The 15,885-nt window shown below is 66.1% G+C and carries 10 protein-coding genes; 2 read left to right on the top strand and 8 right to left on the bottom strand.

The genetic code is table 11. The features are described 5' to 3' along the window. The first annotated feature begins 1 nt into the window (after position 1). Positions 2–1,888 carry a glycoside hydrolase family 127 protein gene (locus AB4Y92_RS04290; protein WP_441818534.1) on the top strand — a complete coding sequence of 629 codons (1,887 nt, stop codon included), beginning with the start codon at positions 2–4 and terminating at the stop codon, positions 1,886–1,888. 132 nt (positions 1,889–2,020) lie between these two features. Continuing rightward, positions 2,021–3,238: a CaiB/BaiF CoA transferase family protein gene (locus tag AB4Y92_RS04285; protein WP_441818533.1), complete on the top strand. Its 1,218-nt coding sequence runs from the start codon at positions 2,021–2,023 to the stop codon at positions 3,236–3,238. Between the two features lie 199 nt (positions 3,239–3,437). Here AB4Y92_RS04285 and AB4Y92_RS04280 read toward each other — a convergent pair whose 3' ends face one another. The 8 genes from AB4Y92_RS04280 to AB4Y92_RS04245 all read right to left on the bottom strand — a co-directional run bounded on the left by AB4Y92_RS04280 (position 3,438) and on the right by AB4Y92_RS04245 (position 15,845). After that, positions 3,438–4,145 carry a phospholipase D-like domain-containing protein gene (locus AB4Y92_RS04280; RefSeq protein WP_441818532.1) on the bottom strand — a complete coding sequence of 236 codons (708 nt, stop codon included), beginning with the start codon at positions 4,143–4,145 and terminating at the stop codon, positions 3,438–3,440. Positions 4,146–4,156: 11 nt separating this feature from the next. Continuing rightward, positions 4,157–9,505, bottom strand: coding sequence for a DNA repair ATPase (locus AB4Y92_RS04275; RefSeq protein WP_441818531.1), 5,349 nt, complete (start codon positions 9,503–9,505; stop codon positions 4,157–4,159). 107 nt (positions 9,506–9,612) lie between these two features. Further along, positions 9,613–11,655, bottom strand: coding sequence for a hypothetical protein (locus AB4Y92_RS04270; protein WP_441818530.1), 2,043 nt, complete (start codon positions 11,653–11,655; stop codon positions 9,613–9,615). Positions 11,656–11,735: 80 nt separating this feature from the next. Then, a complete protein-coding gene (locus tag AB4Y92_RS04265) occupies positions 11,736–12,416 on the bottom strand; it encodes a hypothetical protein (protein WP_441818529.1) in 681 nt (226 codons plus the stop codon). Positions 12,417–12,468: 52 nt separating this feature from the next. Next, complete coding sequence (locus tag AB4Y92_RS04260; RefSeq protein WP_441818528.1) at positions 12,469–13,182, bottom strand: PspA/IM30 family protein; 714 nt, start codon at positions 13,180–13,182, stop codon at positions 12,469–12,471. After that, positions 13,182–13,808, bottom strand: a complete 627-nt coding sequence (gene bacA / locus AB4Y92_RS04255) for a biofilm formation regulator BacA (protein ID WP_441818527.1) — start codon at positions 13,806–13,808, stop codon at positions 13,182–13,184. Before bacA ends, AB4Y92_RS04260 begins: the two co-directional genes overlap by 1 nt. Before the next feature lie 298 nt (positions 13,809–14,106). Beyond that, positions 14,107–14,469: a hypothetical protein gene (locus AB4Y92_RS04250; protein WP_441818526.1), complete on the bottom strand. Its 363-nt coding sequence runs from the start codon at positions 14,467–14,469 to the stop codon at positions 14,107–14,109. A gap of 353 nt (positions 14,470–14,822) precedes the next feature. Beyond that, entirely contained in the window at positions 14,823–15,845 is a 1,023-nt protein-coding gene (locus tag AB4Y92_RS04245) for a 3-oxoacyl-ACP synthase III (protein WP_057945198.1), read from the bottom strand. Positions 15,846–15,885: the final 40 nt, after the last annotated feature.

The following is a 15,885-nucleotide window of genomic DNA, read 5'->3' as shown; positions in this document are numbered from 1 at the left end:
GATGACACGCGACGATTTCCATCCCGCGATCGACCCGGCCGGCATCCATCTGCGCGGCCTGCTTGGCGACGCGCTGGACGCCAACCGCGCCGGCCGCCTGTCGCATTTCATCCTTGATGAAACCAGCCCGGCGATCGCGATCTTCGCGCCGGCGCAGCGCGCGCAGAACCTGGAAGGCGACTGGTACGGCGAACACGCCGGCAAATGGCTGGTCGCCGCGGCCAAGGCCGCCGCGCGCAGCGGCGACGCGGACTTGCGCGCGCGCGTGCACCGCGTCGCGGACTTCCTGGTCTCCACGCAGGAAGCCGATGGTTATCTGGGCACCTACGCGCGCGAGCGCCGCTTCATGCGCAAGCAAGCACCGGCACCGTTGAGTTGGGACGGCGCACCGAGCGTGCGCACCTGGGACATCTGGACCCACGCCTATCTGATCCTGGGCCTGCTGGAAGTGCACCGGCATTTTCCGCAGCCGCGTTATCTCGACGCCGCGCGCAAGATCGGCGATCTGTGCCTGCGCACCTTGAGCGCGGGCGGTATCGACATCATCGAACTGGGCAACCATCACGGCATGTCGGCGACGGTGCTGCTGGACCCGGCGGTGGAGTTGTATGCGGCCTGCGGCGATCGCAGCTATCTGGATCTGGCCCTGACCGTGCTCGGCCAAGCCGACGCGCATCCGCCGCTGGCCTTGCTCACGCGCGCGCTGGCCGGCGTGGACGCGGCCTGGATCGCGACCGGCAAGGCCTATCAGCTGGCGTGGAATTTGGTCGGCCTGGCCAAGCTATACCGGGTCAGCGGCCACGCCGATTATCTGACCGCGGTCGAGTCGGTGTGGCGCAGCATCCGCGATCATCACCTCACCCTCGGCGGCGGGCCCTGGGGCGGCGTCGCCCACCGTTCGCGCGAAGCCTTCAATCCGGCCGGCGTGTTCAGTCCGCAGGGCTATGTCGAAACCTGCTCGACGCTGGCGTGGATTCAACTCAATCGCGAGCTGCTGGCGATCACCGGACAGGCCTGTTACGCGGAAGAGATCGAACGCTCGGCCTATAACGACCTGCTCGGCGCGCAGGCGCCCAACGGCGAGGACTGGTGCTACTACGTCTTTCCGAACGGACGCCGCGTGCACACCACGTACTGGCGCTGCTGCAAGTCCAGCGGTGCGATGGCGTTGGAGGAATTGCCGGGCGTGGCCTATGTGCGCGCCGATCCTGAAACCATCGCAGTGAATATCTATGGCGAAGGCTCGGCGAAAATCGCGCTGACGGCGGCGGGCAGCGTCGCCATCGATCAACGCACGCAGTATCCGTTCACCGGCGACATCCGGCTGCATATCGAGCCGCAGCGCGAGGCCGAGTTCGCGCTGAAGCTGCGGATTCCGTCATGGGCGCAGGGCGCCCGCGTGACGGTCAACGGCGCCGCCGTCGATGAGGCCGTCGTCGCCGGCGACTACTGCACGCTGCGGCGCCGGTGGCGCCCGGGCGACGAAATCGCCCTGCAATTGCCGATGACGCCGCGCACGCATGTCGCGGTCAACCGCAACGTGCAGGAATCGCGCGCGCCCGACGGCAGCGCGGTGGCGCAGGAGGTGCTGCATTACGAGTACCTCGCCGTGACCTGCGGCCCGCTGGTCTACGCCAGCGGCTTGATCGACGGCTTCAAGACGGAGGAAACCCTGCGCCTGCCGCAAGCGCCGCCCGCGCAGTGGCTGCGCTGGTCGCCGCCGGATGCCGGGCACGCGCTGCCGCGCATCGAACTGAGCCCGGGTTATCGCGCGCCGCTGGTGTTTCAACCGTATTACTGCGCCGGCGGCCGCGTCGATGGCGCCTGGCGCCTGACCTGGATGTCGCTGTCGCCGCTGGCGGCGGATGCGGCGGCCGATAACGCATGATTTCGCATCCATTTCACACGCGCCAAGCAAGAATTTGTGGCGCCAGAACATATGCCCCCTGCCTGTTTATCCGCGCCCGGCCGGCGCAGAGTTGAATCGCCGCAGGCACCCGCTTCCGGAATGACGCACCGCATGGATCCCAACGCTCCCGACTTCGCCGGCGAACACCGCGGCGGCGCCACGCAAGGCCCGCTCGCCGGTATCCGCGTGCTCGATCTGAGCGCGTATATCGCCGGCCCCTTCGGCTGCACGTTGCTCGCCGACCAGGGCGCGGACGTGATCAAGATCGAACCGCCCGACGGCGACAACCTGCGCCAGTATCCGTCCACCCTTGCCAGCGAGAGCCGCGCCTTCATCGGCGTCAATCGCAGCAAGCGCGGCATCGTGCTGGATCTCAAGCAGGCCGCCGACCACGCCGTGCTGTTGCGGCTGGTGCGCGAGGCCGACGTGCTGGTGCACAACTTCCGCCCCAACGTGCCGCAGCGGCTGGGCATCGATTTCGAGCGCCTGCAGCTGATCAACCCGCGCCTGATCTATTGCGCGGTCACCGGTTACGGCGAAACCGGTCCGATGAAGGACAAGGCCGGCTACGACCAGGTGCTGCAGACCATGACCGGCATGTGCGCGCTGCAAGGCCCGCGCGGTGGTCCGCCGGAAATCATCTACGGCTCGGTGGTCGATTACTACGCCGCGGCCCTGCTCGCCGCCGGCGTGTCGTCGGCCTTGTTCGAGCGCGAACGCAGCGGCCTGGGCCAGTTCGTCGGCGTGTCGCTGCTGCGCGCGGCCTTGACCATGCAATCGGCGCGGATGATCTGGGCCGAGGGCGAGAGCCTGGACATCGGCCGCGACATGCGCTCCGGCGGCGTCACCGGCATCCATCCCACCCGCGACGGCCACATCTACATTTCCGCCAACACCGCGCGGTTCTGGAAGAGTCTGTGCGAAAAGACCGGCCTGAGCGAACTGGCGGACGATCCGCGCTACGACAGCGTGCGCAAGCGCGCCCAGGCCGCGGCCGAGATCGTGCCGCGCCTGCACGAGGCGCTGGCGGCGCGCACGGCGATGCAGTGGGAGGTCTTGTTCGGCGATGAGGTGCCGTGCGCGGCGGCGCGGCGGATCGAGGACATGTTCGAACATCCTCAGGTCGTGGCCGAGGGCATCGTCGGCGTGATCGATCACCCGCAGGTGGGGCCGTATCGCGGGGTCGCGCAGTCGATCAAGTTCGGGCGCACACCGGGACCGGCGCCGTTCGCGGCGCCGATGCTGGGGCAGGATACGCAGACGGTGAAGGATGAGTTGGCGGAAAGCGGTGGCGTGAGTCGCAGGCGGCGTGGCCGCGGCGGGGACTGATCGGCTGTTTTTGTGGGAGGAAGCGCTCTTGTGGGAGGGAATGCTCTTGTGGGAGGGAGCTTTAGCCCCGATGCTTTTGGCTCAGATGATTGAGTGTTCGCCAGTAGCTGGGCACGCGCTGCGGCATCGCGGCGATTTGAGCGGAAAGCATCGGGGCTGAAGCTCCCTCCCACAAAAGCGCTCTCTCCCGCACAAGACTTCAGTACCGCGCCGCGTTCGCCCCTGGCGCGAACTTCTCCCACAGCTCCTCGAACTGCCCGGAAAAACACCGCACCAGATTCGCATCGTCGGTCACCACGAGGTTCTCCTCGTTGCTGGTGGTAGCGCTGCGCGTCCAGTTGAAGCTTCCGTTGGCCAGCACCCGCCCGTCGAACAGGGCGAACTTGTGGTGCATGTGGAACGGGCTGTCGTCGATCCGCACCGCCACGCCCGCCTCGCGCAGACGCAGCACATCGCTGCCTTCGTCGAACTTCTTGTCGTTGTCGCTGATCACCCGCACTTCGATCCCGCGCTTGTGGCAGGCGAGTATCTCCTCGCTCAGCCGGTCGTCGGAGATCGTGTAGACGCAGATCGCCACGCTGCGCTTGGCCGCCCGGCACAGCTCGCGCAACTTGCGCAGGCAGGCGTCGCCGGGAGCGAAGTAGGCGCTGGACACCACCGCTGGCGCGGCCGCGACCACGTCAAGGGTCTTGACCACCTGCTCCAGCCAACGCAGCGCATCCATCGTATGCAGCGGCTCGGCCAGCATCAGCTCGCGGGCCATGTCGAAGGCGCGGTTGCGCAGGTAGCGCACGCGGTCGCCGCCGATGCTGCCACCCAGCTCGCGCAGCTCGAATTTCTCCTCGTTGTCCAGCGCGTAGTCGGCGAGGCTGTCGCGCAGTTTCTGATCGAGTTGTCCGAAGTCCATCGCCGGCCCCGTCAGCGCTGCACGCGGCCGTTGAGCCGGTCGGCGAAATCGTTGAGCGCGCGCTGCAGTTCGCGTTGTTGCTCGGTCATCGCCGCGCGCGTCGGCGCGTCGGCGATTTCGCGCTCGCCCAGATGCTTGAACAACTCCACCAACGCCTCGTTGATCCGGGTCTGGCGCTCGGAGTTGTCGTGCAGGCGATCGACCAAGGGGTCGAACGCCTGCTGCAAGGTCGGTCCCAACTGACTCAACAAAGCGCCGAAGTCCGGTGCCGGCGCCGCCACCGGCGCCGCAGCTTGCGGCTTCGCCTGGGTCTTCGCCACGCGTTCGAGCAAAGCGACGATCTCCGCCCACGGCGCAGGATTTTCCACCGGCGGCGGCGCGACCGGCGCGCGGCTGGCGGCGTTGTCGAGCGCGCGCACGCTCTCGACCAGATCGTTGAGTTGCGCCACCACGCGTCCGCCGACATCGGCCTCGCCCGCGCCCATCGCCTTGTTACGCAGGAAATCGCGCTTGATCTGGGCCCAGCGCGCGTCCTGTTCGGCGTCGAGCACGCCGCGCAGTTCGCCGAGCTTGAGCAGATTCTCTTCCGCGCCGGAGGTCAGCAACTGCGCCTCGCCCAGGTAGTGATCGCCGATCAGCTGTTGCAGCTCGGCCTCGTTCATCACCGGCGAAATCTTCTCGGCCAGCTTGTTCATGTTGCGATAGCTGCCCTGCAGCTTGAACGCCGGCTCGGTGCGGTAGCTCTGCGCCTGCGCGGCGCTGGCGATGTACTGCTGGTTGACCTTGTAGACCACGTCGCGGACCTTGATCAGCCGCTCCAGGGTGGCGACGATCTCGTTGATCTCCGCGCCGCTGTAGGCGTGGCGCAGTTCGTTGGCCGAGAACGCGCGGCCTTCGGCCTTGTCCACGAAGCGGTACAGATCGGCCATCTCGCGCGTGGCCAGCGGCGCCAGCACCGGGTTCGAGGTCAGGCTGTTCTCGATGTAGCTCAGCAGGAACGAAGCCTCCATGCCGCCGAGCACGTCGCCGAGGTTGTAGATGTCGGCGCGGTTGGCGAGCATGTCCGGAATCTTGAACACCTCGCCCGACTCGGTGTACGGGTTGCCGGCCATGACCACGCAGAACTTCTTGCCGCGCATGTCGTAAGTGCGCGTGCGGCCTTTCCACACGCCCTCGATGCGGCGGGTGCCGTCGCACAAGGAGATGAACTTCTGCAGGAATTCGGGATGGGTGTGCTGGATGTCATCGACGTACAGCATCACGTTGTTGCCCATTTCCAGGGCCAGGTTGAGTTTCTCCAACTCCTGGCGCGAGGTCGCGTCCGGCGCCTGGACCGGATCGAGCGAACGCACCTCGTGGCCGAGCGCGGGGCCGTTGATCTTCATGAAGATCAGGCCCAGCCGGTGCGCCACGTATTCCATCAGCGTGGTTTTGCCGTAGCCCGGCGGCGAGATCATCATCAGCAGACCCATCAGGTCGCTGCGCTTGCTCTCGCCGACCGTGCCCATCTGCTTGGCGAGGTTGTCGCCGATCACCGACAGATAAACATCGTTGATCAGCTTGTTGCGCACGAACGAGCTCAGCGGCCGCGGCTTGAATTCGTCCAGGCGCAGCGCATGGCGCTCGCGCCCGACGATCTGCTGGCGCAGCGTCTGATAGCGCTGGAAGCCGGGCACGAAGTGTTCGCGATGATGACGCAGGCGCGCCGACCAGTCGTCGATCGCCAGCGTCATCCGCCCTTCCTTGACCCGCGGATGCTCGCCGAGCAGGCCCTGCACGCTGGCGCTGAGTTCGGTTTCGGTGACCTTCTTCGCGAACTCGCCGTCCAGCAGCAACAAGGTCGCGGCCTCGGCGGCGTAGGCGGCGATCGGCGTCAGCTCGGGGCTGCGCGCCATCGCTTCGATCCAGTTCATCGCCAGCGCCCAGCGCGCCGCCGGGCGTTCGCGCAGGCCGTCCAGGGTCTGGGCGAAGCCGTCCCACATGCGCGCGGCGGTCAGTTTCTCGCGCAGTGCGTTCAACAACTGCTGCGCGTATTTGCTGAACACGAACTGCGGGCGCTCGGCCGACAGCTCCAGCACCAGATACTCGGCCGCGCGCGGCGTCAGCGCCGGGTCGATCGGCAGGCTCTGCGCCTGCGCATAGGCGTTCATCGCCGCGGCGACTTCGCCGCGCAACGCTTCCAGCCCGGCCGCGCTGCCGAACAGACGCTCGATGTCGGCCGCGGTGCGCGCGCGTTCCGGCCATTGAACCGCTTCGCCCTGCTCGCCGGTGTGCGACCAGAACAGCGCCGCCCAGGCGCGCGCGGCCGGTTCGAAGGCCAGACTGCCGGCGCTGTCGCGCAGCGGCAGCAGGGCCTGCAGGATCAGCGTGGCGTCGTGATCGTGGATGCCCTTCTCGTAACCTTCGCGGTAACGCGGCGCGGCGAAGTCGCGCACGCTGCGCGCCAGCGCTTCGGGCTGCGCCAGCTGTTGCCGCAGCAGATCCATGCTCAGCCCGTCGCGGTTGCCCAGCGCGGCTTCGATCACCAGCCCGGCCAGATACTCGCCACGCGAGAGCTGCGGCGATTCGGAATCCATCGACACGCCCCAGTAGGCGCGGGCGGCGTCCAGGTCGGGGTTGTCCAGCGGCTCGAAGAAATCCGTGCCGGTCAGATGCAGGTTGAGGGTCTCGCCGCGCGGCAGCAGGGTCAGGTCCAGCTCCTGCGTGTTGACGCTGAAGCGATGGCGCGGGCCGAGCTTGATCACATCGCCGCCGGCCTCGAACAGCTCGCTGCGGTCGCGCAGCGCGCGCACGGCCTGATCGCGCGCGCCCTTCAGGCGCGCTTCGACGTCGTCGGCCTTGACGCTGTCCTTGAGTGCGCGCAGCCGCTCGGCCAGCTCGCGCAGCTTGAGGATCAGCGCATCGCCGGCGAAGAAGGCATTGAGCTCATCGGCGCTGGCGAAGCGCGCGGTGCGCCGGCCCAGCCCTTCGAGAATGCGCGTGGCCGCATCCATGACCGCCTGCGCCTTGCGCTGGCGATCGTCGAGCAGGGTCTGCTTGTGCGCTTCGAAGGTTTCCAGCAGTTCTTCGCGCTTGGACAGGATGTCGCCGAGGAAGGCTTCGTGCTCGCCGAACTGGCTCTCCAGCTCTTCCAGTTGCACCATCAGCCGCGAGAGTTGTTCGTCGGCCTTCTCCGGATCCTGCGCCAACGACAGCGCGCTGGCGATGCTCTGCCCGAACAAGGTGAACTGCGCGCCGAACTGAGCCACCGATTCGGCCGAACCCAGGCTCTTGCGGCGCTGATCGGCGCGCGCCTTGGCCTGGTTGAGCTTGGCGTAGATCTGCGAGATCGATTCGACGATGCGGGTGCGCTGTGTCGCGTCCTCCACCTTCAGCGTCGCCATCAAGGCCGAGAGCATGTCCAGATCGCCGGACATGGCCTGCATCTGCGTCAGCGGCTCGACCAGTTGCGACACCGTGCTGGCCTGCTGCGCCTGCGCGTCCAGCGCCTGCAAACGCTCGGCCAGCGGCGCCAGCGCCTTGTCGCCGGCGAGGAAGGCGCCGGTGGCCGCGCCGATGCGCTCGTGCTCGGCGACCAGCGTCTTCTCCATCGCGTCGATCGCGCCGACATCGATGTAGCGGTATTCGCGAATGGTCAGCAGATGCCCGCGCTGCGCGGTCAGGCCGTTGAGCGCGTCGACGAATTCCTGGACCTTCTCCCAGTTCTCCGGCTGCAGGCTGTCCAGCAAGGCTTTCTGCTTGCTCTGGGCCTCGCGCATGGCGCGGTCGGACTGGCTGCGGATGCCTTCGACTTTCTCGTATTCGTCCAGCACCGACTCGGCGGTGGCGGCGATCTCGCGCAACAGCGGCGCGACATCGCCGCAGTTCGGGTCCGACAGCCAGTGATGGGCATCGAACAGGCGCCGCGTGTTCTGCGCCAGCAGGCCGTAGCGCTGCGCCGACACCTCGGTGGCGTCGATCTCGCGGCTCAGGCTGATCAGCTCCGACACCCCGCGCACCAGTTCGGCGTTGCCGATCTTGCCCATGAAGGTGTTGCCGGCCGGCTGGCGCGCGGCGTATTCGTCGCTGGCGTACGGCGTCTGCCAGACCTGCATGGGATGCACGCGGGTGGGCTCGTCGCTTTCGGTGGCGAAGATCACCATGCGCCCGTCTTCCAGGCGGGCGTAGCCGTGACCGAAGATCGGCGTCTGCAGGCGCCGCTCGATCATGTTGTAGGTGAACATCGCGGTGCGGCCCTGTTCGGGCTCGTAAAACAGATAGAGCACGTCCTCGCCGTTGGGCGAACGGATGCTGCGCTTGTAGCGCATGCCGTCCATCGACTGGTCGAAGCTCTTGTGCTCGCCGTTTTGCAGGTAATAGCCGCCCGGGAAGATGATGCCGTGGTCTTCCGGCAACTGGATGCAGGCCAGGCCGATCGCGTCCAGGCGCAGCACCTTGCGGGTCAGGGTGTTGAACACCAGATAGCGCCACTGCTCTTCGCGATAGGGCAGGATCTTGAGCAGGATCAGGCTGCCGACCTTGGCGAAATCGACCTGCGCGTCGTCCAGCGACTGGGTCTTGTCCGCCACCGGCTCGCGATAGATGCCCTGGCCGTCCTCGGTGTTGTTCTCGATCTTGACGGTGAGATCGCCGTTGACCGTCTCCACGAACACGCTGTCGAGAATGTTCAGATGCGGATGGCGGCCGTTGACCACCATCTCGCGGGTGGCGCGGGTCCATTCGAAATCGAACGGCGCCGGCAGCGCGATGTCGCGCTCGCCGCGGTTGTCGATGTAGCGCACCTCGCCGTCGGGCGAGACCGACCAGCGGAACACGCGCAGGTCGGTGATGCGTTCGCCGATCTGGAACGCCGCCAGCAGCTTGCTGTCGCGCACGATCAGCTGAATCAGCCGGGTGTGCTTGTAGTACGCGTACAGCTCGCGGAAATCCTGCACGAAGCTGTCGATGCCGAGGAAGCTGCCCTTCAGATCGACCGGGGTGACGTCATAGCCCTCCGGCCCCTGCACCAGCTTGTACAGGGAAAACACGTCCGCGACCGTGGTTTCTTTCTTCAGGCCCAGGAACACGTTGTAGCCGAACACCAGATGTTCGCCGACCTGCACGATGTCGCGCGCGACGCAGTTGTTCTCGGTGCGGATGCGGAAGCGCCCGATCACTTCCATCTGGCTGCCGCCGAACTCGCTCAGCCGCTGCTTGTTCAAGCCGTCGGCGATGCCGCGCAAGCGCAGGCCCTGTTCGGCCAGGCGCTTGCTCAGCACCTCGTAGGCGCCGCCCTGGGCGACGGCTTGATCGACCGCTGCCGCCTTCGCGCTGTCGTTGGAAATCTCGCCCGCAGCCGCGGTCGGCTTGGTCTGCGCCATCAGTGGTTCGTCCTACCGGTCCTGCCCGCGACGCGACATGCGCGCGCCGCGGACGTCAATCCGATGCGCCGCCGCGAGGGCGGCGCATTCCCTGGTCAGGCGCGCGCTCAGGAATCGAGCGTGGTTTCGCCCGCGGCTTTGCTGTCGCTCTTGCCGTCGGCCTTGGCCAGCAGGCGCTGCAGCACGTCCTGCACGATCGGGCTCTTGCCGGCGACGCCTTCGATCGCCTTGCCGACCGACAGGGCCTTGGCGAAGGAATCGAAGAACGCGCCTTCGCCGCCGACGATGTCGATGTTGGCCTTGCTGAGCGCCGCGGCCAGCACGTCGGACTGCTCCTTGGCGATTTCCTTGTTGGCGGCGATGCCGGCGATGGCCTGCTCGAAGTTCTTTTCCAGCTGCATGCGGAACTCTTCGTGGGCACGGGACTGATCGCTGAGCGAATCGAGCGCGCCGAACTTCTGCGACAAGCCCTCGGCCTCGGACTTGAATTTCTGCAGCAGCACCTCGGCCTCGGACAAGCCCAGGTCGCGGTTGGCCTTGGCCTTGGCCGCGCCGAGTTGCTCTTCGCCGCGCGCCTGCGCGAACAGATTCTCCTCCAGCACCTTGGCGTCGGACAGGCCCTGCTTCTGCTTGGCGTCGGCTTGCGCTTCCATCACCCGCGCCTGCGCCATGCCCTTTTCCTGGTCGCCCTTGGCTTCCGCGCCCATGGTCTCGGCGACCACGCGTGCCTTGGCCATGCCCTCCTTCTCGATCGCCGCGGCGGTGACTTCGCGCACCCGCGCATCGGCCAGACCCGGCGCCGCGCGCTCGGCCTCGATGCCTTCGGCCATCTTCTTCTTGGCTTCGGACTGCTTGCCGGCCGATTCCAGCTCGGCCTGCGCAAGGGTGGTCAGCTCCACCGCCTTGTGCCGGGACGCGGTCTCGTCGGCCTCGGCCTGCTTGACCTGGCGCACCAGCTCTTCTTCGGCCTTGGCCTGGGCGTGCAGCACCATCACCTGCTTGGCGCGGTCGGCCTCCGACACCTGGCGCACTTCCTTGATCCGCTCTTCTTCCTGGGCCACGGTCTTCTCGACCGCGATGCGGTCGCGGATCACGTTGGCGATTTCCTTGCGCTGTTCTTCCAGCGCCTTTTCCTTCTCGATCCGGTTGAGCTCGACCTCGCGTTCGCGCGCGACGATTTCCAGATCCTTGGCGCGGGTGACCTTCTCGACCTCGATCACCACCGCGCGCTGGCGGTTCTGCTGCGCGACTTCGACTTCGCGCTGGCGGTTCTGCTCGCGGATGTCCAACTGCTCCTGCACCGAGATGCGCGCGTTCTCCGACTTCAGCCGCTCTTCTTCCTGGACCTTGGCGGTCTCGGCCTGTTCGCGCGCCTGGATGGTCTGGATCTCGCGCTTCTGCCGCGCCTCGGCATCGGCCTGCTGGCGCTCGAGCGCGAGCATGGCTTCGCGGGTCTCGACGTTCTTCTTGGTGATCGCCAGCTGCTCGTTGCGCTCAAGCTCGTTGGTGATGACGTTCTGCGCCGCGGTCAGCTCGGTGATCTTGCGGATGCCTTCGGCGTCGAGGATGTTGGTCGGGTCCAGCGACGACTTCGGGGTCTGCTCCAGATAGTCGATGGCGACGTCTTCCAGCACATAGCCGTTGAGATCGTTGCCGATCACCTCGATGATGCGGTCGCGGAATTCCTGCCGGTTCTCGAACAGCTTGACGAACTCGATCTGCTTGCCGACGGTCTTGAGCGCCTCGGAGAACTTCGCGTTGAACAGCTCGTTGACCGCGGTGCGGTCGGAGGCGCGGTCCACGCCGATCGCCTTGGCGACCTTCAGCACATCCTGCTGGGTCTCGTTGACGCGCAGGTAGAACGCGACGGTGATGTCGGCGCGCATGTTGTCCTTGCAGATCAGTCCGTCCTTGGCGCGGCGATCCACTTCCAGGGTGATCAAGGAGATCTGCATGAACTCCTTCTTGTAGATCACCGGATACACCAGGGCGCCGGTGAAGTGCACCTTCGGCGTGGCGGACATGTCGTTGACGATCAGGGCCGTGCCCTGCGGGACCTTGATGTAGAAGGCCTTGAACATCAGCAACATCACGAACACGATCAGCACGGCGACGCCGATCAGCGTCAGCACCATGATTGCAGTACCCATTTGCATCTCCCTATGACTCGACTACTTGTGTTACGGACGCGGCGGCCGTAACGGTAAGGACGCAATGTCGCCGTGAGGCGTCAGGCGCCGCGGAATTCGTCTTCGCTGACCACGCGGTAGGCGTTCTGGTCTTCGATGTATTCGATGAGCACGACGCGGTCGCCGCGCTTGAAGCGCTCCGGATCGTCTTCGCGGATCTGCAGGATCAACCCCGCGCCGCCGTCTTCGACGCTGGCGGTGCCGGTCACGCGGTTGACCGGCGAGCGGATCACCGCGGTCTGGCCCAGGATCGGCCGCGGCGGGCCGGGCTGCATCTTGCGCAGCAGCTTGCGCACCGGGCGCAGCACGAAGGCCGCCACCGGAATGGCCAGGGCGAAGGCGACGATGATGACCACCGCGCCGCCGACAATGCGCAGCAGCGCGGTCGGCAGCAGGTTCAGCAGGTACACGTCGGCCAGGTAGGTCAGGCCCCAGGACACTCCGATCAGCGTGCTGAGCACGACGGTGATCGGAATGCCGCCCAGGCCCAGGCGCATCAGCGGATCGAACACGCCTTCGTGATGCTGATGGGCGCCGTCGGCGAGAGTGTGATCGCCCAGGCCATGGCCGTGGCCGTGCAGATCCCCGCCGATCCAGCCGTCGATCATCTCGCCGCCGACCAGTCCGAGCGCGGACAGCAGCCAATAGCAGATGACCACGCCGAACAACACCGTGTAGAACGCCGTCGGCAGCGTGAAAATCGTACTGAAGAATTCCAACATTCGCTTCCCTCCCCCGCTCGCCGTCGTCCTGACGGCCCCTGCATCGAACCGGTCAGTCCGGCATTTTTTGTCGCAACCTCAACAGCACCGCCTCGGCGCCGGCGTCGTCGGGCATGATCCCGGCGTCGCGCAATTTTCGTTCCAGCGCGTCGCCGCGATCGCCGCGCGCCAGCTCGGCCGCCGCGTCCATGCGCGCGCCGCGCTCGGCCTGTTTTTGTTTGATCCGCGCCAGCGAGTCGATCGCGGTCTGCAGTTTGTTGTTCGGGCCGGTGTAGCGTTGCGCGACCGCGGCTTGGGCGCGCTGCACGCTCTCGGTGGCTTTTACGGTGTCCAGCTGTTGTTTCAGGCGGCGGATGTTGCCTTCGGCCATGGCTACGGATTTGCGTAGTTCGGCGGCGCTGGCGGCTAACTCTTGAACATGGCGTTGATCGTCGCTTCGGCTGGATTCGAGCTGGACGATCTTGTCCGCGACTTCGCGTGCCAGGGCCTCGTCGCCGCTTTCCATCGCCTTGATCGCATAGCCTTCGTATTCGCCGACCTTGTCGCGCAACTCGCTCAGCGCGCGCTCGGCCAGGGTGTGGCGCGCGAGCAGATGCGCGAGCGACTCGCGCGACTGGCGCAGGTCCAGATCGCAATCGCGGATTTCCTGATCCAGGATGCGCAGCGCGCGGCTGTCCACCCAGCCGTCGCCTAGCTCCTGCGCGCCGCCGCGCAGCGAGGTCAGCAGCTTGCTCCAGATATTGCCGCCGCCTTCGGACCTGGACATCAGGCGGCCTCCAGCAGCTGCATTTCATAGGCCTCGGTGGCCTTGATGACGTTGTCGGCCAGCGTCTCGATCTCGTACAGCACGTTGGACAGCGACGAGGATGCGCTGAGCGAGCCGAACATCATGTACGCGTCCTCGCCGTCGGCCAGGGTTTCGATGCCGATGGTGGACAAGGGAAAGATCACCTTGTGAGTGCGCAGCACTTCTTCGTTGAACGCGGCCGGGTCGCGCACGTGCGAAACCGGCCACAGCAGCGCCTCGACCACGATCTGCTCGCCGACCACGGCCAGGAACAAGGGCAGATCGCCGTACTCGGCCATCACCAGATGCAGACTGGCCTGCGCACCGTCGATCAGTTCGATCACCGAATCGCCGTAAACGAATTCCTCCGCCTGCGACAAAGCGTCGTACAGACCGGCGGACGTCCAGACCTTGCCGTCGTTCATGTTGCTCTCCACGCGTCCACGCCCCGGCGCCGCACCGCGCGGCTGCCGCATCCGCTTCTCCACCGCGCCCAGTTCGTCCGCGAACTCGGGCAGTACCCACAACTCCTTCTTGATCAGCCCCTTCTCGCGAAGACGTTCGCGATGACGGCGCTGGTAGTAAGCGGAGGATCGGCGTTCCATGTCGTTCACGTTAATTCATCACATGTGACACTGGCAACACATGACATGTAAGAACCGACGAACGGCGCGGCGAACCGCGTGACGCGATGTCGATTCTTTAATATTCAATGACTTGAACAGGCATATCCGGCGAGCCAACGACGCCCGGGCGGGCGCGGCACCGGAGTCGGAATCGACCCGGTAACCGCAAAGCTCGGGGTTTGCGGCACGAACGGCTCATGGCCCGCGGGCCGGCCGCCGCGGACGGCGGCGCGGCGGACCCGGGCGATGGCGGCGGCCTTGCGACCGCCGCCGGGGCTCAGGCCGAAATACCGTGCAGGGCGCGCGCTTCGTCGATGCGGCGCTTCACCTCGGCGTCGAGCTGGCCGAGTTCGGCCTGCTTGAAGATATTGCCGAGCACGCGCTTTTCGTCTTCATCGACGATCTTGTCGCGCAATGCGAGGTCGAGCAGTTTCTGCAGTTCGGCGACGTCGAGCGTGCCGTCGTTGGTGAACACGGGGATCGAGGCCAGGGCGATCTCGAGGTGGCTCTTGGGCTGGGCCATGTCGGCAACTCCGTTGCGGGTGATGAATCGGTCCTTGGCGCGGCGGCCGTTGCGGCGTTCGCGCGGATAAGCATCGACTATAGCAAGCGTGAGCCCGGTCCCGTATTGCGAAGTCATACGCGCGGTGCCGATGGGCACGGACTTTCTGGGAGGGCTGCTCTTTCAGGAGGAGCTGCTCTTGTGGGAGGGGCTTCAGCCCCGATGCTTTTCGATCAGATGGGTCGAATCCGCTTGAGCGATTATCGCGATCGGAACGAAAGGCATCGGGGCTGAAGCCCCTCCCACAAAAAAGCTGAAGCCCCTCCCACAAAAATGGGCTGAAGCCCCTCCTACAAAAGAGGGCTGAAGCTCCTCCGCAAAAGCGCATGCGCGGTTCGCATCGGCCTGAAAGCAAAAGGCCCGATGCTTTCGCACCGGGCCTTCGCAGCTTTCATCGTCGCGGCGTCAAGGCCGCGCCGATCATGCGGCCTTTACCAGACCACTTCGGCCATCGAGCAGTTCAAGCCCGAACCGATGCCGAGCAGCGCGACCCGGTTGCCCTTCTTCAGGCGGCCCATTTCGCGCAGCTTGCTCAACACGATCGGCACCGAGGCCGGGCCGATGTTGCCGTGCTCGCCGAAGATGGTCATGACCTTCTTCGGGTCGATGCCGAAGGCCTTGAGGAAGGCCTGGGTGTGCGCGCGGCTGACCTGATGGATCACGAATTCGTCCAGCTCTTCCACCGCCCAGCCGAGCGCGGCGCGCGCGGCGGCGAAGGTCTTGTGGCCGAGCTTGAGGCCTTCGATCATCAGCATGCGGCCGTCGGCGATCATGCGGTCGTGGTGCAGATCGCCCACGCACAGATGATTCCACTCGGTCGCCGAACGGGTCACGCCGCCGCGGTAGCGCGGAGCGCCCGGAGCGAGTTCGGACCGCGCCAGCACCATCGCCGCGGCGCCGGAGCCCAGGGTCAGCGTGGCCATCTCATCGCGCAGTTGCGATTCGGTGACACCTTCGCCGCTGAGGCGTTCGAGGGTCTTCTCGTAGGCCTTGTTCGCGGTTTCGCCATCGACGATCAGGGCGTAGTCGATCTCGCCGCGCTCGATCATGCGGCTGGCGATGTCCATACCGTTGATGAAAGCCAGGCAGGCGTTGGCGACGTCGAAGTTCTGGCAGTTCTCGCCCAGGCGCAGATTGCCGGCGACGATGCTGGCCGTGGACGGTTCCAGGTAATCGCGGCTGACCGAGGTGTTGACCAGCAGGCCGATACGGTCGGTATCGATGCCCGCGTCGGCGAGCGCCTTGACGCCGGCCAGGGTGGCGGCGTCGGAGGGCTTCATTTCGCCGTCCCACAAACGACGCTCGCGCACGCCGGCGACGTTCTGCAGAACATCGACCTTGATGCCGAGGCGATCGAGCGTCGGCTTGAGCCGGGCGTTGATCTCCTCCGAGGTCAGCTTTCGCGGGGCATCGACGTGAGCGAGGCCAGCGATGGCTACGTGTTGGAACAGCATGGGCGACAAACCCTTCGCGGACAGAAAGTGCGACAGATTA

The organism is Lysobacter sp. TAB13 (genome assembly GCF_052113885.1).
Classification (GTDB): Bacteria; Pseudomonadota; Gammaproteobacteria; order Xanthomonadales; family Xanthomonadaceae; genus Lysobacter; species Lysobacter gummosus.
This window is presented reverse-complemented; position numbering and strand designations above follow the sequence as displayed.